A 22,986-nucleotide genomic window follows, 5' to 3' on the forward strand; every position below is an offset into this window, starting at 1 on the left:
TAAAGTGCTATGCTAATCGACCAGATCAAGGCGATGACGAACCTCGTCCATCACCCGATTAACCGTCAATTCGCGCAAATCATTTTCACGTACAATGCTGACCGCATGGTCGGTTGTACCGCGTGGTGCACTCATTTTCGGATCAGAGTCTCGTGAAAACAGAACGATAGACGGTGCACCCGCCGCTGCGGCAATATGCATCGGCCCCGTATCATTACCGATAGCCAGAACGGACCGCGCGGCAAGACCTGCAATATCAAGAAACCCTGTCCGCCCCATCAGATTGCGTGCCTTGGGACACATACTGTCGATCTTGCTCAGCACCTCGGCTTCCTTGTCGGTTCCGATCAGCACCGGTGTCAGACGATAATCTGCAATCTTCTTCGCCAAAAGACCAAAACGTTCGGCAGGCCAGCGTTTATCCGGACGATGCGGAGCTCCGCCGGGACAGATAAGGACAAAAGGGCTTCTGACCCCAAATCGTTCAAGATCAATATTGGCCCCCTTGATAAAGGGAAGCGGCACATGATCGATTCCGGCACGATGCAACTGATCGGCGAGACGATCAATGACATGCAAACTGTCACGATCCGGATTATCGTGTGGATGCGAACATCCCTTCGCGATCCCCGACCATTCGGGCGCCTTTCCCGGCCAGAACAGCCGATAATAAAATCCACTACGATCCGACGTCTGCAGATCATAAACCCGATCAAAATTGCCATTGCGCAAGAATCGGCGCAAGGCCAGCACTTCGCGAACCTGATAAAGTTTGGGTCGCCGATCAATTGCGATGGCATCAAAATAACCGGTCGATTTGATCAGGTCGACATAAAGCCGGGTCGTCAGAACCGTGATATGTGCTTTCGGATGGGCGGCACGAATGGCAGCGAATGCCCCTGTCGCAAGGATAATATCCCCAAGAGCAGAAAGCTTGATCACAAGGATGCGCTCCTGCCTGGCATCGGGCATTGCACCCGCAACAATTTCTGCATCCTGCAAGATATCAGGGGCCGTCGAATCTGTCATGCCGCGTTCCTGATCGCGCCTTTCAGCGCTTTCTCATAAACGGCCAAAGTCTTTTCTGCCATTTGGATCAGGGAGTAATTCTCGATCACATGCTTGCGCCCTTTCTGGGCCAGGGCAGCACGCTTTTCGGGTGTTAACCGTAATACCTGAGTCAGTGCAACAGACAGTTGTTCAACTTCATTTGGCGTAACCAGCCAGCCGGTTTCCCCCGGCAGAACCGTCTCCATGGCACCACCGTGAGCAGTTGATACAACCGGACGTCCCATCGCTTGCGCTTCGGATGGAATCCGTCCAAAGGCCTCGGGCTCGATTGAGGGACACGCCACCACATCCGCCAACATGTAGGCAGCGGGCATATCGGCACAGTGATCAACGATATGCACGATATCCTCAAGGCCAAGCTTTTTGGTCAACGCCAGCACTTCATCGCGATAGCCCGTTCGCCCCTGATCGGATCCGACCATAAGGCAGCGCACATTTCGATGACCAAGAGCCTCGAATACTGCTGGCAGTGCCTTGATCAGGAAACAATGACCCTTCCAGCGCGTAATCCGCCCGGGCAACATGATAACGTATTCCTCACCACTCAGACGCCACTGGTTTGACAAGGTGATCAAGCGTTCCTGACTGACATTTTCCGGATTGAACAAATCGGTATTGGTCCCGCGCGGCACAATATTGAGGCGTGCCGGGTCCATTTTATAAAATTTGCGGATGTGGTCGGCAATATGGTTGGAAATGGCGATCACCTGATCGCCCATCGTCATGATCGCATTATATCGCTTCTTGAACAGGTTGTTGTAACCGGAATAAGTGCCGTGGAATGTCGTGACGAATGGAATCCCTGCCTTACGCGCTGCGAAATAAGCACTCCAGGCCGGCGCACGTGAACGTGCGTGAATAATATCAACGCCCTCGGCACGAATAATATCCACCAGCGCGTCAACATTGCGGCGCATGGTAAACAGATTTTTTGACTTCAGTGGCAGGGTGATATGGCGAGCACCAAACCGGTCAAGCTCACGCTCAAGCCGTCCGCCTTGCGAGGCAACGAGCGCAACGCCGCCGCCATCAACAATGGCACGTGCAATATCAACCGTTCCGCGCTCCACACCACCGGTATCAAGTTCAGGCAGAACTTGCAGAATCACCGCCGGGCGATAATCCGCACCTTGCGCCTGCTGTTCCGGGCGATAAACTGACTGGGTCTTGATTTCTGACGCGCTCATGCAATTCCAACCACTAACACCCAAGGATACTTTTCCCGGATGACAAATGACATGCCGACGCCTCAGTATCTCGAACGGCCTGACGGATTAAAAATCGCATACCATGCGACTCCCGGCAAGCCGACAGAAGTACAAGGCCGACAAAAGCCTGGCGTTCTGTTTCTGGGGGGCTTCATGTCCGATATGACCGGCACCAAGGCTACCCATCTCGAGGCCCATTGCGTACAGCAGGGGCTGGCTTATACCCGCTTTGATTACTCGGGTCACGGACAATCGGCAGGCGCGTTCAAAGACGGGACGATTGGTCGGTGGGCCAGCGATGCCATTGCCATTATTGACGAAATCACCTCCGGGCCGCTTATTCTGGTCGGATCATCAATGGGGGGCTGGATCATGCTGTTGGCAGCTCTTGCCCGAAAGGAACGCATAGCAGGACTTGTCGGGATTGCAGCGGCACCCGACTTCACCGAAGACCTGATGTGGGCACAATTCAGTGATGCCCAGAAATCCGAAATCGTGGAAAATGGTGCCCTGGTCGAACCGACCGAATATGACGACGATCCCTATACGATTACGCATGCTCTGATAGAGGATGGCCGAAATCAGTTGCTTCTGCGAAATCCGATCAAACTTGAATGCCCGGTACGCCTTATCCAGGGCATGCAGGACCCGGATGTCCCTTGGCAGACCTCAATTCGTCTGACAGAAGCACTGGTTTCCGAAGATGTCCGCATAGATTTGATCAAAACCGGTGATCATCGCCTCTCCGAACCCGATCAGCTTGATGTCATCACCAAACATCTCGACGATATTATCGAAAAGGTGACGGTCGGCTAAAACCGTCACCACAACGCAGAATTTCAGGCCAGAACGACTTGCTCGTTCTCAATCTTTACGGCAACGGGTTCCAGCATATCCCCCTCGCAGGGGCCAGCGACGCAAAGGCCGTCTTCAAGACTGAAACGTGCACCATGCGTCGAGCAGATGATTTCGTTGTGAATATCACTGATGAATTCATCGGGCTCAAGTTCAAGCGGCACACCAATATGGGGGCAACTGTTGACGTAACCGAAAACCCCTGCGCCGTCTCGCACGATGAAAATCCCGGCCCGACCAGAATTTCCGTCAAGCGATATGCCTTTGGCCCCGGTCGCATCCAGATCAGAAAGCGCACATAACACTGTTCCGGGTGGCGGCAAATCGACCGTCATGCCGAAACACCACCCATCTCGCAAATCGCTTTCCAGGATGCATCATCTATCGGCATGACCGATAAACGGGATTGTCTGAGCAACGGCAATTCGGCAAATCGCGGATCAGCTTTGATATCGGCAAGTGTCACCGGATTTGGCACAGGTTTGACGGTTTTGAAATCAACCTGAACAAATTTGCCGGTGGCGTCAGTAGGATCGGGATAAGCTTCGCGGACCACTTCGACAATGCCGACAATCCGTTTTTCATTCACCGAATGATAAAAGAAAGCCAGATCACCGATCTGCATGGTCTTGAGGTTTTTTGCTGCCTGATGGTTGCGAACCCCGTCCCATCCTTCGACACCTTTCTTGACCTGATCGTCCCACGACCAGCTTCCCGGCTCGGTTTTGATCAGCCAGTATGCCATGGATCAGAATACCTTTTTAAACGGACGGATAATGACGGATTCGAACAGACCTGCCTTGCCGTAAGGATCATTGGCAGCAAATTCTTCGGCCTCGGCCTGGTTATCAAACTCGATAATGAAGACCGAGCCATTCATGCCCTCAAGATCGGGATCAAGTGTGGGGCCTGCCGCAACGATCCTGTCCGCAAAACCGTCCTTGATATAGGCAAGATGCGCATCCCGGTTCGCTTTGCGAACGGCAAGATGACCCGGTTTGTCGACACAACGAATGTAAAAATGCATGGCAGCGTTCCCTGTCAAAATTGGTTTTGATACCGGTAAATTGACAGAACCGGCTCGAAGGCTCAAGCCGAACAAAAGCTGATAGCGTGGATGTGACCGGATTATTTTCCGGTTTCAAGTTCATCGCGAAATGGGCGCTGCAACAATGCATTGATCGTGCTTCGCAGGTCCGCATCATGGTTGGCCACATGATCCACGGCACTGCAGATCGGCATTTCAATACCGTATTTCGACGCAACAGCCGTAATTGACGCGGCAGTATGCACACCTTCGGTCACGGAACGGCGTTCGGCCAGAATATCCTCGGCCTTGCCGCCCTGACCAAGGGCAAACCCGAAGGTGTAGTTGCGCGACAACGTGCCGGTGCAGGTCAGCGTCAGATCGCCAAGTCCCGCCAGCCCCATCATGGTTTCAATCCGGCCCCCCATCGCCACCGCCAATCGCGACATTTCGGCAAGCCCACGGGTAATCAGGGCTGCGCGCGCATTGTCGCCAAGCTCAAGCCCTGCAACAACGCCGCTTGCGATTGCCAGAACATTTTTGATAGCACCCGCAACTTCAACACCCACAACATCGGTACTGAAATAGGGTCGAAACGCCGACGTACCGATCAGTTCCACCAGATCCTTGCCCAAATTCCTGTCTGAACAGGCAAGTGTAATCGCCGCGGGCAGACCTTTCGCGACTTCCTGGGCAAATGTCGGGCCAGACAGAACCGCGACCGGAACATCACCAAGTGTTTCATTCACGACCTGCGCCATAAGCGCACCGGTCTTTTTTTCGATCCCTTTGGCGCAAATAATGGCAGGAAGCGTTTCGGGCCAATGGGGTGCCAGCTTTGACAAAGTGCTTCGAAGGTGCTGTGCCGGTGTAACCAGAAGAACCGCGTTTGACTCTCGCAGTCCATCAATAGCAACTGTTGCCCTTAAAGCTTCCGGAAGCTTTATGCCGGGCAGGTAGACGTCATTTTCACCCGATGTATCGATCCGTTCGGCCAACGCACGATCACGCAAAACAAGCTCAACATCAGCACCAGCCCGTACAGCCTGAATGGCCAGCGCAGTACCCCATGCGCCCCCACCGACTACCGTTATGCGCTTATCCGACATAGTTCTTTCGACCCCGATAATAAATATTCGAACAGTTTGGCGTTTGGAAAAGATCAGGCTTTCACACCCGCACCCGGACGTTTTGGTGCCTCCGGATCAAGTGGCCAACGCGGGCGCGGTTTGAAATCAAGATCATCATGCTGGCCCAAACGAAAACGTTCCAGTCCGGCCCATGCAATCATCGCTGCATTGTCCGTACATAATTCCAATGGGGGTGCCACCAATGCCATGCCTGCCTGATCGGTCAATTCCGTCAAACGGGTCCGCAAATATTTGTTCGCGGCAACCCCACCGGCAAGTACCAGCGTTTTGCCTGTCGGATAATCACGCATGAATTCGAAAATCGCATTCCTTGTCCGGTCAATAAGGGTATCCCCTACTGCCCGCTGGAACGATGCAGCCAGATCAGCTTTGACTTCTGCAGTCTGCTGTTCGACAGGAAACCCGTCCAGATAGGTGCGGACCGCAGTCTTCAAACCCGAAAACGAAAAATCACAGCCCGGACGACCGCGCAACGGACGTGGCAGACCAAACCGGTCCGGATTTCCGGATGCCGCTGTTTTCTCAAGCGCAGGTCCGCCCGGATAACCAAGTCCCATCATTTTCGCGGTTTTGTCGAATGCCTCACCCACCGCGTCATCAATTGTCGTCCCGATCCGCTTGTATTGACCAACACCCTCAACGATCAGGACCTGACAGTGGCCACCCGATACCAGCAACAGCAAATAGGGAAAGGCAACATCGTCCGTCAAACGCACGGTAAGCGCATGACCTTCGAGATGATTGACCGCCAGAAAGGGTTTTTGTGCCGCAAAGGCAATCGCCTTTGCCGTCATGGTCCCGACCATGACACCCCCAATCAAACCCGGTCCACCTGTGCAGGCAATCGCATCAAGATCGGCGAAATCAACCCCGGCATCATCCATGGCTTCGGCCACAAGACGATCAAGGTGTTCCAGATGCGCACGAGCAGCAATTTCCGGCACAACCCCGCCATACGGACGATGATCGTCAAGCTGTGACAGCACCCTGTTCGACAGAATGTCTCGCTTGTCATTCACCACAGCGGCGGCCGTTTCATCACAGCTTGTTTCGATACCCAATACGATCATGTCATGTGAATCCGGTAATGTGTGTCGCGCCCCATCTGGCGCACCATCCGTCAACAATTCTGGCAGTGATGTAGCCCAAACAGCGCACTCTTTCCACCCCAAGGCCACACATTGGCTCTATGCAGGAAAAGTACCCGAACCGAAAGACTACCACATAAGTCAATGAAACAGGGACATTCACCATTATAATCCAGCCCGGTTCGAATAGCGTTGCACACGCTACCACCCTTGTTTTTAACCGGTTTTATGACTACAAGTCGGCCTCATGACAAACACATCTGACACAGTAAAACTTCGCATCGGCACACGTGGCTCCCCCTTGGCTTTGGCTCAGGCGCATGAAGTCCGCGACGAACTTGCCAAAGCACATCCCGAATTCGCAGCCGAAGGCGCGATTGCCATTACCGTTATAACCACAACGGGCGACAGAATTCTTGATCGCGCCCTGTCGGAGGTCGGTGGCAAAGGATTGTTTACCAAGGAAATCGATGATGCCCTGCTCGGCGGGGATATCGACCTTGCTGTTCACAGCATGAAAGATGTGCCGACAATCTTGCCCGACGGCATGGTGCTGCCAACGATACTGCCACGTGAAGACGTCCGCGACGCGTTTATATCACTGAAATATAAAAGCTTTGCCGAAATGCCCGCGGGATCGGTGATCGGATCGGCTTCCCTTCGCCGTCAGGCAATGATCTTGAACAAATATCCGGAACTTAAGGTCATAACATTCCGCGGCAATGTGCAAACCCGCCTTCGAAAGCTTGAAGAAGGTCAGGTCGATGCCACTCTTCTGGCGATGGCCGGACTGAACCGGCTTGGTCGCCCGGATGTCGCAACCGCAGCAATCCCCGAAGACGACATGCTGCCTGCCGTTGCCCAAGGCGCCATCGGTATCACGATCCGCGAAGATGACGTCCGGACGCGCAAATGGATTTCGATCCTGAACTGCCCGGCATCTACAATCCGTGTCGCAGCTGAACGTGCAGCCCTGCGCGCACTGGACGGTTCGTGTCGCACACCAATTGCCGCTTTGGCAGAATATCTGCCCGATGGCAAGATGCGTCTGCGCGTTACAATCGTTCGACCCGACGGCAGCGAACGGCTCGACACCGAACGGTTGATTGACAACCCGGACCTGACCAATGCTGCAGCTGCCGGGACAGATGCGGGTAACGAACTTAAGGCACGTGGCGGCCCGGACTTTATTTCTGCCTGAAGACAATTTGCTGTCTTTCTGGGCCCTTGACGGGGATGACATGGGACCACTGATCCTCAATACCCGACCGGAAACCGACTCGCAGGACCTTGAGGCTGCGTTATTGGCGCGTGACTACCGCCTGTTGTCCGCACCGATGTTGCGGATCGAATTCCCCGCATGCCCCAACGGGCTTGATCTTGCAGGCGTACAAGCACTGATCTTTACGTCGGCCAATGGCGTGCGTGCCTTCGCCCGGCAAAACAGTGATCGTCATTATCCGGCCCTGTGTGTGGGTGACGCTACGGCCCATATGGCACGACGGGCCGGTTTTACTGACATCCAAAGTGCAAACGGCGATATTGAGGACCTTGCAGGATTGATTGCCCGTCATATCGACCCGAAAAGGGGGGTCCTTTTTCATCCGGCGGCACGCAAGGTTGCCGGTGATCTCGGGGAACTTTTACGCGGTCGCAATTTCGACATCCGGCGCCAGACCGTCTATGACGCCGTTCCATCTGATCGCCTGCCCGATGACGTCATTACCGCAATCGCTGCACATCATATTGATGCGGTGTTATTTTTCTCTCCCCGTACAGCAGAAAGCTTTGTTAAGCTGATTGAAAGACACAAGCTGGAAAAAGATTTGGTCGATACGCGTGCAATTTGTCTGAGTAAGGCTGTGCAAGATCGCCTTGACGTTCTTACATGGCATAAGACAGAGGTCGCGAAATACCCGACACAGGAATACCTTCTTTCGGCACTAGACAACGCATTCGCCTGACTTTTCCGCGCCAAGTGGTGTCTCGGAACAACCGCAAACTGCAATGGTCCGACCGTGAAAAAACCAGAAACGCCAAAAACCGACGCTTCCGCAAAACCGACCGAGACAAATGCCGGGCCGTCCGAAACCATTTCGATCGATAGCAAAGGCAACGCAAGCGTTGCCAAAGACGCTGCCGATCAAAAACCGGGCGCGGCATCGAATGCAGCAGAAAGCACGAAGCACGAAGCATCTGCTTCCAGCAATAGTGCGAACAGCAGCACAAAGTCAGACACCAAACCGGTCAACGCGAAGCCTGAAATCAAACCGGGCATGAACCAAAAGACTACGTCAGACAGGCAAGGCACAGACAAAGTCAAATCCGCGCCAAAAAAACGTGGCGGCAGTGCCATCCTTCTGTTTGTAATCATCATTATCGGTGCGCTGACCGTTGGATGGCTGACTCGTGCCCTATGGTGGCGTGATGCCGAACCGGTCCTGAGCCAGTATGTACCCACTGAAATCCTTGCCGAAATCACGCCGGAGGGCATGACCCTTTCCGAACCGCCAGCAGATACAACGACACCGGCCACCGACCAACCTTCTTCGTCTACGTCAAACAATGATACGCCCCCTGCGCCAAGTGCGACACCGGGCGCTCCCGAACGAGACGATGCAATGATCGGCCAGGAAGGCAGCCCGTCCAGACCGGAAGATGCCGCCGGAGCCAGTAATGACAATGCGATACCAATGTCTGCTGATGATGGCTCAATGGTTCTTGATCCGGATTTGACCGAGCGCCTGTCGCGTCTCGAAGGCACAATCAACGCCCTGCGTGAACGCCTTAACAGTGAACGCGGCGATACATTGAACAATACAGTTGCGCGCCGTATGGCCGAAATCGAAACCCGCACCGCCCCGATAGAGGAACTGGCAAGGGTTGAGTCCGAACTGTCCGGTATTGCTACTGAAATGCGCGACCTTTCCGCCCGCCTTTCGACCATGGAAGAAGAAGTTCGCGCGACGGTCGGTCTTCGTGTCGAGAGTCGAGGTCAGGCTGTTGCCATGGCAGTCACTATCCTGAGGGATGCCTTGCAGCGTGGCGGACCGTTCATGATTGCCCTTCATCAGCTTGAACGGATCGGATCGGATGACCCCGTCATTACCAAACAGATTGCAGCACTCGAACCGATTGCCGACCGTGGTGCGCCGACCATCGAAAGTTTGCGTCAATCTTTCCCCAAAACGGCACAAGAAGCGATTCAAGCCGCCAGTGATGATCATTCCGGTAGCATCTTTGCCGCCACTTGGGCGAACATCAAAAAGCTCGTTCCGATCCGTCGCGTTGACGTGGCAGGCGAAGATTCACTTGATGGTCGCCTGGTTACTGCCGAAACCGCGCTCGAAAATAACGATCTTGATGCTGCAATTGCTGCCCTTGAGGGTATCGAGGGCGAAAATGCCAAGTCGGTTATCGAACCCTGGCTTATTGACGCAAAGAATCGTCAGGTTCTCAATGGCGCAATCGCGACACTTAGTTCCCATGCAATCACTCTGTTAACCGGTGACGGAACCGAAAATGCGGAGGACAGCCAATGATCCGTCTTGGCCTGTTCATTCTGATAACTGCAATTCTGGTCACCTGCACGGTCTGGTTTGCCAATAATCCCGGAACAATGACCATCGTCTGGCTCGGCTACCGGTTTGATGGCTCTATTGGCATGGTCGCCCTTGGCCTTCTTGTCCTGTCCGGGATTCTGGTCATCCTGTGGCGCTGTTGGTCGGCCATAGCCAATTCACCCAATTGGCTCGGCCGTATTCTGGGCAGTCGTCGTCGCAAAAAAGGTCAGCAGGCCCTTACCATGGGGTTACTCGAACTGGCATCGGGCGATGTCCGTCAAGCATTGAAACATACCCGCGCGGTCGACCGTTATCTTGAAGATGACACCCTAACCCGACTTCTGACAGCACAGGCCGCCGAACTGGATGGCAATAACGATGCCGCCAAGCGCCAATTCGAAGCCATGCTGGAGAAACCGGATTCGGCCTTTTTCGGACTGCGCGGTTTACTGCAATTGTCTCTGAAATCCGACGACCGGACAGCCGCACTCGATTATGCCGAACGTGCTCATCGATTGCGTCCGCGCAATCCGGCTGTTCTGGTAACGCTGTTTGATCTGTTGCTAAGTGCAAAACGCTGGGATCGTGCTCTGACCCTTCTGGTCGATGCACAAAAGGCCGGTGTGTTTAACGAAGACGAATTAAACCGTCGCCGCGCGCTTCTGATCACGGCCAAGGCCGAAGACGCCATTGCCGACGGCGAAAATGCCGAGGCCATAAAACTTCTGCGCAAGGCATTGAATGCGCGTCCCGATTTTACCGGTGCTGCGGTTCTTCTGGCACGGCTATATGCCGATATCGATCAAGCAGCCAAGGCACGCGATATTGTTCTGCAAAGCTGGCGGACCTCTCCGTCTGCGGCTTTGGGCGAGATTTATATGACCAGTCTGTCAGGCGATGCTCTGTCCAACATCAAGAGCGTTGAAAAACTGGTCGCATCAAATCCGGACCATATCGAAAGCCAGCTTCTGATAGCCGAAGCCGCCCTTGAGGCAGATTTGTGGGGCATGGCGCGCAGCAATCTTGAAAAGGCCATCGCGCAGAAATCACAGGCACGTCACTACCGTCTTCTGGCCGATCTTGAATTCCGCGAGAAGAAAGACACCGCCAAAGCCCGTGAATTGCTGGTCAAGGCAAGCCATGCCAATCCTGACCCCGGCTGGCGTTGCGGTGCATGCGGTACAGAAACCGACAAATGGGCTGTTACCTGCCCGTCTTGCCATTCATTTGGCAGTATTGACTGGCGCGCACCGATGCGCATTCACAATGACGTACCGGCATCTGCTCCTTCTGCTCCGAAACAGCCCGCCGTAATCAAACAGGATGGTGCGATTATCGAGAATCCAGATATGGCAGATACGGAAATTGTCCGGAAAAAAGATAGCCAACCGGCTATCTGACCCCGGCCATACAAACGGAAAAAGGGCCGCAGACAAAAATGTCTGCGGCCCTTTTCTTACGACTGTATCCAGAATTTAATGGCGGAAGTGACGCATTCCGGTAAAGACCATTGCAATGCCATGCTCATCGGCGGCTGCAATGACTTCTTCGTCACGCATCGAGCCACCTGGCTGAATAACCGCTGTAGCACCGGCATTGACTGCGGCCAACAGTCCGTCTGCAAACGGGAAGAACGCATCAGACGAAACCACCGAACCTTTGGTGCGCAATTCGCCTTCACTGGCATTCTTGCCAGCTTCTTCTGCTTTCCATGCCGCAATGCGCGAGCTGTCAACGCGGCTCATCTGACCGGCACCAACACCAACCGTCTTGCCGTCTTTGACATATACAATGGCGTTTGATTTGACGTGCTTTCCAACACGGAAGGCAAACAGCAGGTCATCAAGCTCTGCCTCGGTCGGCTTGCGCTTGGTCACAACTTTAAGCTCGTCACGCTTTACACGACCTGCATCGCGGTTCTGCAGCAAATAGCCGCCCGCCAGCGAACGCAGGGTCATGTCTTCGGCTTCCGGATCGGCCATGCCACCAGTCACCAGAAGTCGAAGGTTTTTCTTGGTTGAAAGAACTTCGCGAGCGGCATCATCTGCATCCGGGCAAATCACGACTTCGGCAAACAGCCTGGCGATTTCTTCGGCAGTGGCCTTATCAAGGGTACGGTTAACCGCAATGATACCGCCAAAGGCCGAAACCGGATCGCAAGACAGCGCCTTGTTATAGGCTTCAATCAGGGTTGCCCCCTCGGCAACGCCACACGGATTGGCGTGCTTGATGATGGCAACAGCCGGTTTTTCGTCAAACTCGGACACCAGTTCAAATGCCGCATCCGTATCATTCAGGTTATTGAACGACAGTTCCTTGCCCTGAAGCTGGGTCGCGGTGGCAACGCCCGGACGGTTCTTGCCATTGGTATAGAACGCTGCCTGCTGATGGGGATTTTCACCGTAACGCAGGGTCTGTTTCAATTCGGCAGAAACATTCAGGCGCTGCGGGAAGGTTTCACCAAGCTCACCGGCAAACCAGCTTGAAATTGCCGAGTCATAAGCACCCGTACGGGCAAATGCCTTGGCGGCCAGAACGCGTCGGGTCTCAGCCGTCGTGGCACCTGCATTGTCTTTCATTTCGGCAACAACGCGGTCGTAATCAGATGGATCGACAACAACCGTAACCGATTCATGGTTCTTTGCCGCCGAACGGATCATGCTCGGTCCGCCGATATCGATATTTTCGATGCAGGTATCGAAATCGGCACCCTTGGCAACGGTTTCTTCGAACGGATAAAGGTTCACACACACCAGATCGATCGGCGAAATATCGTTATCTTCCATCGCCTTCATGTGGCTGGAAAGAGAACGGCGGCCCAGAAGGCCGCCGTGAATCTTCGGATGAAGAGTCTTGACGCGACCGTCCATGATTTCGGGAAAACCGGTGTGATCGGCAACTTCCTTTACAGGAATACCAGCCGCTTCGATGGCCTTGGCAGACCCACCGGTGGACAGGATTTCAACACCCTGTTCATGAAGAGATTTGGCAAATTCGACCAGACCGGTCTTGTCGGAAACGGAGATCAGCGCGCGCGCAATACGAGCAGTCATCGGGTTTGCTTTCAATACATCGTCAATGATGAAGGCCCCGGACCCATTGATGATATATCGGCCCACTCCGTATCGTTACTGATGCATACGGGGTAATGATGTTTGCGGGCAATCGGCTTGTTGATGAGTGAAAACCGCTGATTTTCATTCGGGCCGACACATGATCAATGAGTCCGAACCATGTTTCGCGCGGAGCTTTATCACGCACGCGCCAAAATGTGGACCCCGAAATGTTGCATGGCCGCAGGCCAAATGACGCAGATGCAAATCCAAAGCACCAGTCAATCACTGACCGCTAACGGCCTTATCCAGTTTTACCGGTTCACTTTCCGCAAAGAAGGATTTCACCCCGATCTCGGGCGGCTGGAACTCCGGGACCAAGCGGCTGATAAGTTCCAGCGTCTTGTGCGTATCACGCCTTGCTGCACTTTCACCAAGCTCGTCAAACACCTGCTTGATCAATGCATAATCGACAACACGCGGGGCTGCCAACATAACGCCATCCGTTTCGGTTGGTTCTGGCGGCTCACCGTCATGAAACAGTTCTTCATAAAGCTTCTCGCCCGGGCGCAAGCCTGTCACCTTGATGTCGATGTCCTTGCCCGGCCGCAAACCCGATAGCAGGATCATCTGGCGCGCCAGATCAATGATCTTTACCGGCCGTCCCATATCAAGAACGAAAATCTTGCCACCCTCTGTAACGCCATGTTTGCCAAGCTCGGCAGCCTGCAAAACAAGTTCGACTGCCTCGGCAATCGTCATGAAGTATCGCGTGATGCCTTCATGCGTCACGGTCAGCGGCCCACCCGCTTCAAGCTGACGACGGAACAAGGGCACCACCGACCCTGTCGACCCCAGAACATTGCCAAACCGCACGGTGACAAATCGCGTCGGCCCACGCTGATCCGCCGGAAGGGTTTCGAGCGCCTGACAATAGCATTCTGCCAGACGTTTGGACGCCCCCATGACATTGGCCGGGTTCACTGCCTTGTCTGTTGAAATCAGAACCATCGTACCAACACCGGCAGCACGACAGGCCTCCGCAACGTTGCGGGTCCCAAGCGTGTTGGTCAGAATGCCTTCATTCGGGTTATGCTCAACCAACGGCACGTGTTTATAGGCTGCTGCGTGGAAAACAATTTCCGGCTGTTGGGCCGCAAAAACCTGATCGATCCTCATGCGATCACGAACATCACCCAGGATGCTCTCACGGGGAAGATCAGGATATTTTTCCGCCATCTCCATATCGATGGCATAAAGATTGTATTCGCCAGCATCCAGCAAAGTAAGGCTAGCCGGACCATAGGCTGCAATCTGTCGCACAAGTTCCGATCCGATTGAGCCACCAGCGCCTGTCACCAGGACCCGCCGTCCGACAATCATCTGGCGAACCTTGTCACGATCAAGTCGTGCCTGCGGCCGTCCCAGCAAATCCTCAATCGCAACCGGGCGGATTTGCAACGGATCGGCAAGCCCTTCGCGCAAGTCACTCAGCTTCGGCAAGCGCGCCAGAGTCATGCCGCGCTGATCAGCAATTTCGACCCATTTGGTGATGTCGTCATGACGCAGCGCATCACCAGTCAAAACCAAACGACGGGGCAAACCACGCTTGCTGTTTGCAAGCTTTCCCAAAGCTTCTTCAAGTTTGTCGGCTGTCGCCAGCACATCAACACCGTGCATATTCCGCCCGACACGACTATTGGTCAGGGAAACTATGCCGATAACGTCAAACGGGGTGTTCGCCGAACGAAACGTTTCACGAATGAATGCCTCGGCCTCGTCTCCGGCTCCGATCAAGAGAACCGGCACGCGATGTGTTCCCTGTCGCATCATCGCACGTGCAGTCGTCTTGTCCTTGGCGACACGGTAAATCAGCCGTGACCCGCCAAGCATCGCCATCAACAGGAACCATTGAATAATCGGCGTTGATCGCGGCAACCAATCGAGCCGTGCGGTAAGGAACAACACGAGAAATAATACGCCAACAGCAACTGTTACCGCCTTGGCAATCCGCATGAGATCATTAAGTGATGCATAGCGCCAGATGCCGCGGTAAAGCCCGAAAACCCAGAATGTAATTGCGGCGATGACGGTAAAAACCGATACCGAAAACAGGATGTTTTGCGGATTGTAAAAAACCACACCATCGCCGACCCGCAGATATAATGCTGCCGGTAACGAAATGGCCGCCATCGTCACATCATGGACAAAGGCAATATGGCTACGTTGAAATAAACGCGACATGCGGTCCCTTACCGGAATTCTTGTATGGCTCATAATACCCGCAAGCCTGTGGTGCGGGCACGGATATTCTTTTCGCGTCCGGCCTGTGACAAGTCAAGCTATCCTAACGAGGACCGTCTTCACACTATTTCGGTTGCACAGCCTTTACAGGCAAAAGCTTAAATTCCGCGATCAGTAACGCCAGTATCATCGCAGCCGGAATCAAACGTACCCATCCCGCAATATCCATCGGGACAAAAATAACGATGATAAGTGCCAGATTTGCCAGTGCAATCAAGGCCGAAACCCGTGCATGGCTCATACCGCGACGGGTTGCCTGCTGATAGAAATGTTCACGATGTGCCTGCCAGACCTTCTCACCACGAAGCCCCCGCTTGATAAGGGTGAAAGTCGCGTCCAGCAGATAGTATGACGGCAGGATCAATGCCGGCATCCACGCCCCGCGTGCGGCAAGTTCCAGCAACAGCCAGCCCAGAACAAACCCCAGCGGTACGGACCCGACATCTCCCAGGAACAGCTTCGCAGGGTGCCAGTTCCAGGTCAGGAAACCGGCCATAATCGACAGAACGCCTAGCCCGATGTAACCAAGATCAACAAATTCGGGTAAGGGAGCCAAAAGTGCGAGCACAAAGATACCCAGTCCGATCGAACCTGCTTCGACCCCGGTAATGCCGTCAATCCCATCCATGAAATTGAACAGATTAAGGAACCAGACCCACGCCAGAACGACCAGAATACGATCCAGCCACATTGGCACCAGCCCTTGTAGCACCGGACCTTCAATCGCAAATACACCAACGATTACAGCAAGGAACTGGCAGGCAAAACGAATGGCTGCCGACAGATCATGCCGATCATCAAACCAGCTTAGCGCACCAAGCCCTACGCCTGCGATCAGCATCAACCATTGCTGCAAGCCTGCATTCCCGGACCACAAAAAGACGGCCCCGACCATGACGATCAAAAGGGGCGTCACCGCCAATCCACCACCGCGCGGGGTCGGTACCGCATGACTGGAACGGTGGTTGGGCATATCAAGAATCGCCTTGCGCCGCAGATAAAGCAACACCGCCCAGGTCAGCAACATCGAGCCGATCAGGAAGCAACCGGAAAAAATCGCAAGTGCGGCAAATGACATCGGTGTCGCCCGTTTCTTTCGAATGATCCGTCTGAATTACCGGGCACCCGTCTCCATCGCAAGGTTTTTCAATGTCGTTGAAAAACACCAGACAGGCCAGCCATGCCGGAAATCCTGCGGTTAAGTGCTTTACAGCCCTATCAAGGGCGCTTACTTACAAGCCATAACCCGAAACTGGAGATACCCTTTTGACAGAACGCCGCGCTCGCACGGATAACCGCCATACTCAACCGGCCGATCTTCCCGATCCGCGGATGCTGGCGCTCAAAACCCTGCAGGAACTGCGCGGAGGCGAAGTCACGCTGGATGAACTTCTGTCAAAACACGGGTTTGGTTTGCCGTCGCTGGATCGCAATTTTTTGCGTCAGCTACTTGGCACCACCCTGCGTCATCTGGGCGAAATCGATGCGGTTCTGGCCCCGCGTTATCAGGCACCGCAGGATCGTGTGGCAGGTCGCCTGACCAACATCCTGCGTCTGGGCGTGGCCCAGCTGTTTTTCATGGAAACATCGGATTACGGCGCGGTCGATAGCACGGTTAATCTGACCCGCGACGCGGGTTTGCATAAATATGTAAAGCTGGTCAATGCAGTACTGCGTGGCCTGCAACGTGATGGCTTCGAATGGCCGGAAAATGTCGAAGCTTGGCAACTTAACGTCCCGGCATGGCTGCGCGGCTCCTGGAAAAAGGCCTATGGGGCCGAAATTGCACAAGGCATCGCCGAAGCCAGTCTGGATTACGCCATGCTTGATCTCTCCATAAAGGATCAGGCGGAAGCCGCCGACTGGGCGGAACAGATGGATGGCATGGTTCTTCCAACCGGTACCGTCCGCCTCGAAAGCGGTCGTCGTATTCGCGACCTTCCGGGCTATAAAGACGGAAAATGGTGGGTTCAGGATGCTGCGGCCTCCATCCCGGCCAAGCTGTTTTCGGCCTATGAAGGCAAAACCATTTATGATCTTTGCGCCGCACCGGGTGGCAAGACCATGCAACTGGCATCCAAGGGTGCCAATGCGATTGCGGTCGACAAGTCCGAGGGACGGCTGAAACGCGTATTTGAGAATCTTGAGCGCGTAGAACTTGGCGCTGCAGTTGTTACCGGTGATGCCACCGATCTGGCCCCCGATACGCCGCGTGCCGATGCGGTTTTGCTTGATGCCCCCTGTTCGGCAACCGGCACCATTCGCCGCCATCCTGATATTTTGCTGCGTCAGAACGACAAACTGATGCGATCGCTTTTGCCGATCCAGACCAAGCTGCTTCATCAGGCCGACAAGCTTCTGAATGTTGGCGGAGAGCTCATCTATTGCACCTGTTCGCTTCAGCCGGAAGAGGGCGAGCATCAGGTCAAATCCTTCCTCGCCGATCATCCCAATTACGAACGCAAACCGATTACCACCGACGAGCTGGGCGGCTGGGACGAGGCAATCAACGATGCCGGAGAGCTTCGCATCCTGCCGCTACATATGCAGGAATATGGCGGGATCGATGGTTTCTTCTGCGCGCGGCTGGTCAAGAAAGCCTGATTGGTATCTTGAGCGATACAGATCAAGACAGCCATTCACCCCGCTTGGGTGACAGGATCATGTTTTTGGGGTATGAGAACCGCGAAATTCCCATATCCCAACCCGCTTCAGGACCTTTGCCGCACCATGACCGCAACAAACGCCATTAAAATCGCACCCTCGATCCTTTCCGCCGATTTCGCCCAGCTGGGTGTTGACGTCCGTGCCGTTGATGCCGCCGGGGCGGATTATATCCATATTGATGTCATGGACGGCCATTACGTGCCCAACATCACCATCGGCCCGGATGTGGTCAAGGCACTGCGGCCCCATAGCGACAAGGTGTTTGACGTCCATCTGATGATCGCACCGGTCGATCCCTATATCGAGGCCTTCGCCAATGCCGGTTCCGATATCATCACCATCCATGCCGAAGCAGGTCCGCACCTGCATCGTTCGCTGCAGCTGATCAAATCGCTGGGCAAAAAAGCCGGGGTGTCGCTGAACCCGTCAACGCCGGAAAGCGTGATCGAATATGTCATGGACATGGTTGACCTTGTTCTGGTCATGACCGTCAACCCGGGCTTTGGCGGTCAGAAATTCATTCCAAGCCAGCTTGAGAAAATCAAGCGCATCCGCAAGATGATCAATGCCACTGGGCGCGATATCGACCTTGAAGTCGATGGTGGCGTAAACCCGGAAATCGCGCCCAAGGTGATCGAAGCCGGGGCGAACGTTCTGGTCGCCGGTTCCGCGACCTTCAAAGGCGGCCCATCCGAATACGCCAACAACATCAAAGCCATTCGCGGAAGTTAAATCAGCATATATTTCTAAGATAAAAGACCAGCGAAGAAAGAATCGACCTTTTATTTTGTAAAATATCCAATATTGTGATGCTATTATGGCTTAGTTTTAACATCAAATGTTGGACTGTAGATATGTCTGATAATGAAAAAGAATCCGACACTTGGTCGGATAGCCCAATAAATGCTCAATTTTTTGAATTTGGAGTAGATACTTTTGACCCAAAAGTTATCGACTTTTATTCGAGCCCTGATACATTGGACAGGTTAGGTCATCACGAAGAAAACCTAAAATATAAATTTGGCAAAATGGTTGCAGTTATGATTGCGATTGATGCAGTTATGATAATAATATATTGCAATCCAAATATAAATATTAATATTTATGGAAATGATACAATTAAAATTCGCGGATTTATTGAATCCGCGACAATAATTTCTTCACTAATATATTGGGCATCAACATTATCATTTATTAATTTCTTTTCATATTCATCAATGATCACAAAAATCACAGAAACTGTAAAATCAAACAATAACTTGAGTTCAAATTTTTTAGGTCACGTATTCTGTGAGAGAGATTTCTCACAACACATACTAAACACACCCAGCATATTAGAGTCAAAATCAAAAATAAAGTCAGCAATATCCTCAACAATCAAGATAATAAATCTAACGCCGTTCTATTCAATATTTCTATTCCATTTACTATCAATATCCATAAATATATCATCAGTATATTATGCAAATACTTTTGGAAGCATCATAACATACATAATAATCGCCTCAGTATCCTTAACAAACATTTCGGCTTTTTTATATTTCATTTACGGTTGCGAAATGAAGTTTCAATTCAAACTGAAAAAGTTCGAAAATTAAACTCAAAAATCGATGCAACGGCCCTTGTTTTCCCAATCACCGAAGCGGGTCGGCTCGGGGCCCTTGGGTCCCCCGATTTCGCGCTGTTTTGCAGCAGCTTCCTTGGCAGCCTTGGCTTCGGCCAGCGCATTGATTGCATCCTGTGACAGAACAGGTGCCATGTCTGCACCGGCAATGGCTTCATTCTTTTCTTCCGAGGTTTTCGGTTCGGCCTTTTCTTTTGGCACCTCGTGAATGACGGTTTCGCGGAACTTTCCGGCCATCCTTATTCTCCGGTTGTCGGGACTGCCCGATGGATCTGTTATCCCAGAAATAGCCCGCCTGCACCGTCGGGGCAAGTTATAGGGCAGCAATATCTGGCAGGACTTCCAAAATCCTTTCGATTTCAGCAGCTTGGATTTCAACGAGAAAATCCACCAAATATGCAGACAGCCATTTATCCGAAACTGGCTCTTTCCCCCCTGCCCGAAAGCCGCTATTTCAGGCAGACGAGCAAACCAAGGAGAAACCATGCGTCCAATTCCCCAGCGTATCGCCGAAGAACTTTCATGCCGACCGGAACAGGTCATTGCCACCATCGAGATGCTGAATGAGGGCTCCACCGTTCCATTCATCGCCCGTTACCGCAAAGAAAAAACCGGCGGTCTTGATGATACCCAACTTCGTACGCTGGAAGAACGCCTGCGCTATCTGACCGAACTGGAAGAACGCCGTTCAAGCGTGCTTGAAAGCATCCGCGAACAGGAAAAGCTGACGCCGGAACTGGAAAAGGCCATCAACGAGGCCGACACCAAAACCCGTCTTGAAGATTTGTATCTGCCCTATAAGAAAAAGCGCCGCACCAAGGCCCAGATCGCCCGCGAAGCCGGGCTGGAGCCGCTGGCGGATGATCTGTACGGCAATCCGAACCTTGATCCGGAAACCGAGGCCGCCAAATACGTCGATGCCGAAAAAGGCGTCGAAGACACCAAAGCCGCCCTTGATGGCGCCCGTCAGATCCTGATGGAACGCTTTGCCGAGGATGCCGATCTGGTCGCCAAGCTGCGTGACCTTTTGTGGAATGACGGCGAAATCAGCGCCAGCGTGATCGACGGCAAACAGGCAGAAGGTGCCAAGTTTTCCGACTATTTCGAACATTCCGAAAAAATCAAAACCTGCCCGTCGCATCGCGCGCTGGCCCTGTTCAGGGGGCGTAACGAAAACATCCTGCAACTTAAACTGACACTTGGTGCCGCCGACGAAGACCGCCCCCGCACCGAACAGGGCCGGGCGGAGATCATGATTTCCGCCCATGTCGGTATTGCCGACCGGGGACGCGCTGCGGACAAATGGCTGGTGGATACGGTTCGCTGGACCTGGCGGGTCAAGCTGTCGCTATCCATCGAACTTGACCTGTTCGGGACACTTCGTGACCGCGCCGAGGAAGACGCGATCAAGGTGTTTGCCGACAACCTAAAGGACCTGCTGCTTGCCGCACCGGCCGGGCAGAAGGCCACCATGGGTCTTGATCCGGGGGTGCGTACGGGTGTCAAGGTTGCCGTGATTGATGCCACCGGCAAAATGGTTGATACCGCAACCGTTTACCCGTTCCAGCCGCGCAACGACGTCGAAGGCGCGCTGAATACGCTGGCGGCCCTTGCCGCTCGCCACAAGATCGAACTGATCGCAATTGGCAACGGCACCTATTCGCGTGAAACCGATGAGCTTGCCGGTCAGTTGCTCAAACGCTTCCCGGCCCTTAAGGCGACCAAGGTCATTGTCAACGAATCAGGTGCATCGATCTATTCGGCATCACAATTTGCCGCCGAGGAATTCCCCGATCTGGATGTGTCCCTGCGTGGGGCGGTATCCATCGCGCGCCGCCTGCAGGACCCGTTGGCAGAACTGGTGAAGATCGAACCGAAATCCATCGGTGTCGGTCAGTATCAGCACGATGTATCGGAAACCAAACTGGCCAAATCGCTGGATGCCGTCGTCGAGGATTGCGTGAACGGTGTGGGAGTTGACCTCAATACCGCGTCTATTCCGCTTCTGACCCGTGTTGCCGGACTGTCAGAAACACTGGCGCGCAATATTGTCGGCTATCGCGATATCAACGGTGCGTTCCGCTCGCGTGCCGATTTGCGCAAGGTCGAACGCCTTGGGCCCAAAGCGTTCGAGCAATGTGCCGGTTTCCTGCGCATTCGCGGCGGTGAAAACCCGCTGGATGCATCGGCGGTGCACCCGGAAGCCTATAAACTGGTGGAACGTATCAGCACGCGTTCCAACAAACCGCTGGCAGAGCTGATTGGCGACTCGCCCTTCATCAAAACCCTGCGCCCGGATGACTATGCCGATGACGTGTTCGGCGTCCCGACGATCCGCGACATTCTGGCCGAGCTTGATAAGCCCGGCCGCGATCCGCGCCCGGAATTCAAGACCGCAAAATTCACCGACGGCGTGAACGAGATCAAGGACCTTAAAACCGGTATGAAACTTGAGGGTACGGTCACCAACGTGACCAATTTCGGGGCGTTCGTGGATATCGGTGTCCATCAGGATGGTCTGGTTCATATTTCACAATTGGCCGACAAATTCGTTTCCGACCCGCGTGAAGTCGTCAAGGCAGGCCAGATCGTGTCGGTTACCGTCATGGAAGTGGACGCCCCGCGCAAACGTATCGGCCTGTCGATGAAATCCGCACCGGACTACGAAGGCACTCGCGAAAAGCGTACCGAGTCCCGCAGCAATCAAAGCAATCACAGCCATCAGGCCCGCGGAAACACCGGGCGAAACAGCCCGCCGCGCGGCGGAAATCATCAAGATAATCAGGGCAATACCGGAAATGACAGCGGTGCGATGGCCGCCGCCCTTAGGGCCGCTATGGAACGACGCAAATAGCGATTTCATAAAAATTTCGCATGCCCGCTGATTGTAGAAAGCCCCCTAACCTTTTGTTCAGGGGGCTTTTTACCTGTGACGGTTGGAAAATCGAAACATTCGGCACGGAAATGCCGCATTTGCGCCCCCATTTTCCCGTCTTCACCGCGCATCTTTGCAACACCAAGAAGAAGCGCGAGGAAACAACATGTTTAGATCTTTGCGCAGCAAGCCGGTTGTAATCGCCCTCGTCGGAGTTTTGACAGTGACGACAGCCGCACTGGCTGCAATCCGCGTCGCACCCAAAGCGACCACCGACAGTGTCACCATCCATGCTGATCAGGCAAAAGGCGAAGTCATCCTGTCCTTTCAGGACGGATCGATTGCGCTGAACAAGGATTGCGGCTCTTTCCCGTGCCGTATCGATATTTCCCGCCTGCAAAAAGGGGAATATGACGTGATGATCCGCAATGGTACCGACATTCAGAACATGGTCAGTCTTTATAAGGAATAGCAGGCTGACCGGTTATCCGGCTCGGGGT

Annotated in this window: 21 protein-coding genes; 10 read left to right on the forward strand and 11 right to left on the reverse strand. The window is 53.7% G+C overall.

The annotated features are described in order from the left end of the window. Positions 1-12: 12 nt before the first annotated feature. Both LG297_RS19275 and LG297_RS19280 read right to left on the reverse strand, forming a co-directional pair. Positions 13-1,029: a glycosyltransferase family 9 protein gene (locus LG297_RS19275; RefSeq protein ID WP_404423172.1), complete on the reverse strand. Its 1,017-nt coding sequence runs from the start codon at positions 1,027-1,029 to the stop codon at positions 13-15. Further along, positions 1,026-2,258, reverse strand: a complete 1,233-nt coding sequence (locus LG297_RS19280; protein WP_404423174.1) for a glycosyltransferase family 4 protein — start codon at positions 2,256-2,258, stop codon at positions 1,026-1,028. The genes LG297_RS19275 and LG297_RS19280 overlap by 4 nt, the downstream gene beginning before the upstream one ends. Positions 2,259-2,432: 174 nt before the next feature. Between LG297_RS19280 and LG297_RS19285 the strand changes: the two genes are divergently transcribed. After that, the gene (locus tag LG297_RS19285) at positions 2,433-3,095 is read left to right on the forward strand and encodes an alpha/beta hydrolase (protein WP_404423176.1); all 663 of its coding nucleotides are present in this window, start codon (positions 2,433-2,435) and stop codon (positions 3,093-3,095) included. A 23-nt stretch (positions 3,096-3,118) separates the two neighbouring features. Here the strand turns inward: LG297_RS19285 and LG297_RS19290 are convergent, their stop codons facing one another. The 5 genes from LG297_RS19290 to tsaD all read right to left on the reverse strand — a co-directional run bounded on the left by LG297_RS19290 (position 3,119) and on the right by tsaD (position 6,382). Next, a complete protein-coding gene (locus LG297_RS19290) occupies positions 3,119-3,469 on the reverse strand; it encodes a Rieske (2Fe-2S) protein (RefSeq protein ID WP_404423178.1) in 351 nt (116 codons plus the stop codon). Beyond that, positions 3,466-3,879: an EVE domain-containing protein gene (locus LG297_RS19295; RefSeq protein ID WP_317340771.1), complete on the reverse strand. Its 414-nt coding sequence runs from the start codon at positions 3,877-3,879 to the stop codon at positions 3,466-3,468. The genes LG297_RS19290 and LG297_RS19295 overlap by 4 nt, the downstream gene beginning before the upstream one ends. 3 nt (positions 3,880-3,882) lie before the next feature. Further along, the gene (locus tag LG297_RS19300) at positions 3,883-4,161 is read right to left on the reverse strand and encodes a YciI family protein (RefSeq protein WP_037988376.1); all 279 of its coding nucleotides are present in this window, start codon (positions 4,159-4,161) and stop codon (positions 3,883-3,885) included. Between the two features lie 101 nt (positions 4,162-4,262). Then, on the reverse strand, positions 4,263-5,270 hold the full coding sequence (locus tag LG297_RS19305; RefSeq protein ID WP_404423180.1) for an NAD(P)H-dependent glycerol-3-phosphate dehydrogenase: 1,008 nt from the start codon (positions 5,268-5,270) through the stop codon (positions 4,263-4,265). Between the two features lie 53 nt (positions 5,271-5,323). Further along, positions 5,324-6,382, reverse strand: a complete 1,059-nt coding sequence (gene tsaD, locus LG297_RS19310) for a tRNA (adenosine(37)-N6)-threonylcarbamoyltransferase complex transferase subunit TsaD (RefSeq protein WP_404423182.1) — start codon at positions 6,380-6,382, stop codon at positions 5,324-5,326. Positions 6,383-6,647: 265 nt separating this feature from the next. Here tsaD and hemC point away from each other — a divergent pair, with 265 nt between their 5' ends. Genes hemC through LG297_RS19330 form a run of 4 tightly spaced genes read left to right on the forward strand, consistent with a single transcriptional unit; the run spans position 6,648 to position 11,363 of the window. Beyond that, on the forward strand, positions 6,648-7,601 hold the full coding sequence (gene hemC, locus LG297_RS19315) for a hydroxymethylbilane synthase (protein ID WP_404423184.1): 954 nt from the start codon (positions 6,648-6,650) through the stop codon (positions 7,599-7,601). Positions 7,602-7,641: 40 nt separating this feature from the next. Then, the gene (locus LG297_RS19320) at positions 7,642-8,364 is read left to right on the forward strand and encodes a uroporphyrinogen-III synthase (protein ID WP_404423186.1); all 723 of its coding nucleotides are present in this window, start codon (positions 7,642-7,644) and stop codon (positions 8,362-8,364) included. A gap of 54 nt (positions 8,365-8,418) precedes the next feature. Further along, complete coding sequence (locus tag LG297_RS19325; protein ID WP_404423188.1) at positions 8,419-9,942, forward strand: mitofilin family membrane protein; 1,524 nt, start codon at positions 8,419-8,421, stop codon at positions 9,940-9,942. Further along, positions 9,939-11,363 (forward strand): heme biosynthesis protein HemY, encoded by a 1,425-nt coding sequence (locus LG297_RS19330; protein WP_404423190.1) that lies wholly within the window; start codon positions 9,939-9,941, stop codon positions 11,361-11,363. The genes LG297_RS19325 and LG297_RS19330 overlap by 4 nt, the downstream gene beginning before the upstream one ends. Positions 11,364-11,438: 75 nt before the next feature. Here LG297_RS19330 and purH read toward each other — a convergent pair whose 3' ends face one another. The 3 genes from purH to LG297_RS19345 all read right to left on the reverse strand — a co-directional run bounded on the left by purH (position 11,439) and on the right by LG297_RS19345 (position 16,398). After that, positions 11,439-13,016 carry a bifunctional phosphoribosylaminoimidazolecarboxamide formyltransferase/IMP cyclohydrolase gene (gene purH, locus LG297_RS19335; RefSeq protein ID WP_404423192.1) on the reverse strand — a complete coding sequence of 526 codons (1,578 nt, stop codon included), beginning with the start codon at positions 13,014-13,016 and terminating at the stop codon, positions 11,439-11,441. 285 nt (positions 13,017-13,301) lie between these two features. Continuing rightward, entirely contained in the window at positions 13,302-15,260 is a 1,959-nt protein-coding gene (locus tag LG297_RS19340) for a polysaccharide biosynthesis protein (RefSeq protein ID WP_404423194.1), read from the reverse strand. Positions 15,261-15,384: 124 nt separating this feature from the next. Beyond that, positions 15,385-16,398: a glycosyltransferase family 4 protein gene (locus LG297_RS19345; RefSeq protein WP_404423196.1), complete on the reverse strand. Its 1,014-nt coding sequence runs from the start codon at positions 16,396-16,398 to the stop codon at positions 15,385-15,387. A 188-nt stretch (positions 16,399-16,586) separates the two neighbouring features. Here LG297_RS19345 and LG297_RS19350 point away from each other — a divergent pair, with 188 nt between their 5' ends. The 3 genes from LG297_RS19350 to LG297_RS19360 all read left to right on the forward strand — a co-directional run bounded on the left by LG297_RS19350 (position 16,587) and on the right by LG297_RS19360 (position 19,585). Next, positions 16,587-17,924: an RsmB/NOP family class I SAM-dependent RNA methyltransferase gene (locus LG297_RS19350; protein ID WP_404423198.1), complete on the forward strand. Its 1,338-nt coding sequence runs from the start codon at positions 16,587-16,589 to the stop codon at positions 17,922-17,924. A 126-nt stretch (positions 17,925-18,050) separates the two neighbouring features. Then, positions 18,051-18,719, forward strand: a complete 669-nt coding sequence (gene rpe, locus LG297_RS19355) for a ribulose-phosphate 3-epimerase (protein WP_404423200.1) — start codon at positions 18,051-18,053, stop codon at positions 18,717-18,719. Positions 18,720-18,841: 122 nt separating this feature from the next. Continuing rightward, positions 18,842-19,585: a hypothetical protein gene (locus tag LG297_RS19360; protein WP_404423202.1), complete on the forward strand. Its 744-nt coding sequence runs from the start codon at positions 18,842-18,844 to the stop codon at positions 19,583-19,585. A gap of 2 nt (positions 19,586-19,587) precedes the next feature. Here the strand turns inward: LG297_RS19360 and LG297_RS19365 are convergent, their stop codons facing one another. Continuing rightward, complete coding sequence (locus tag LG297_RS19365) at positions 19,588-19,848, reverse strand: DUF1674 domain-containing protein (RefSeq protein ID WP_007088679.1); 261 nt, start codon at positions 19,846-19,848, stop codon at positions 19,588-19,590. Between the two features lie 247 nt (positions 19,849-20,095). Here LG297_RS19365 and LG297_RS19370 point away from each other — a divergent pair, with 247 nt between their 5' ends. After that, positions 20,096-22,465 (forward strand): Tex family protein, encoded by a 2,370-nt coding sequence (locus tag LG297_RS19370; protein WP_404423205.1) that lies wholly within the window; start codon positions 20,096-20,098, stop codon positions 22,463-22,465. Positions 22,466-22,652: 187 nt separating this feature from the next. After that, a complete protein-coding gene (locus LG297_RS19375) occupies positions 22,653-22,958 on the forward strand; it encodes a hypothetical protein (protein WP_062950398.1) in 306 nt (101 codons plus the stop codon). Positions 22,959-22,986 lie beyond the last annotated feature (28 nt).

The organism is Thalassospira australica, assembly GCF_044790785.1.
Lineage (GTDB): Bacteria > Pseudomonadota > Alphaproteobacteria > Rhodospirillales > Thalassospiraceae > Thalassospira > Thalassospira australica_A.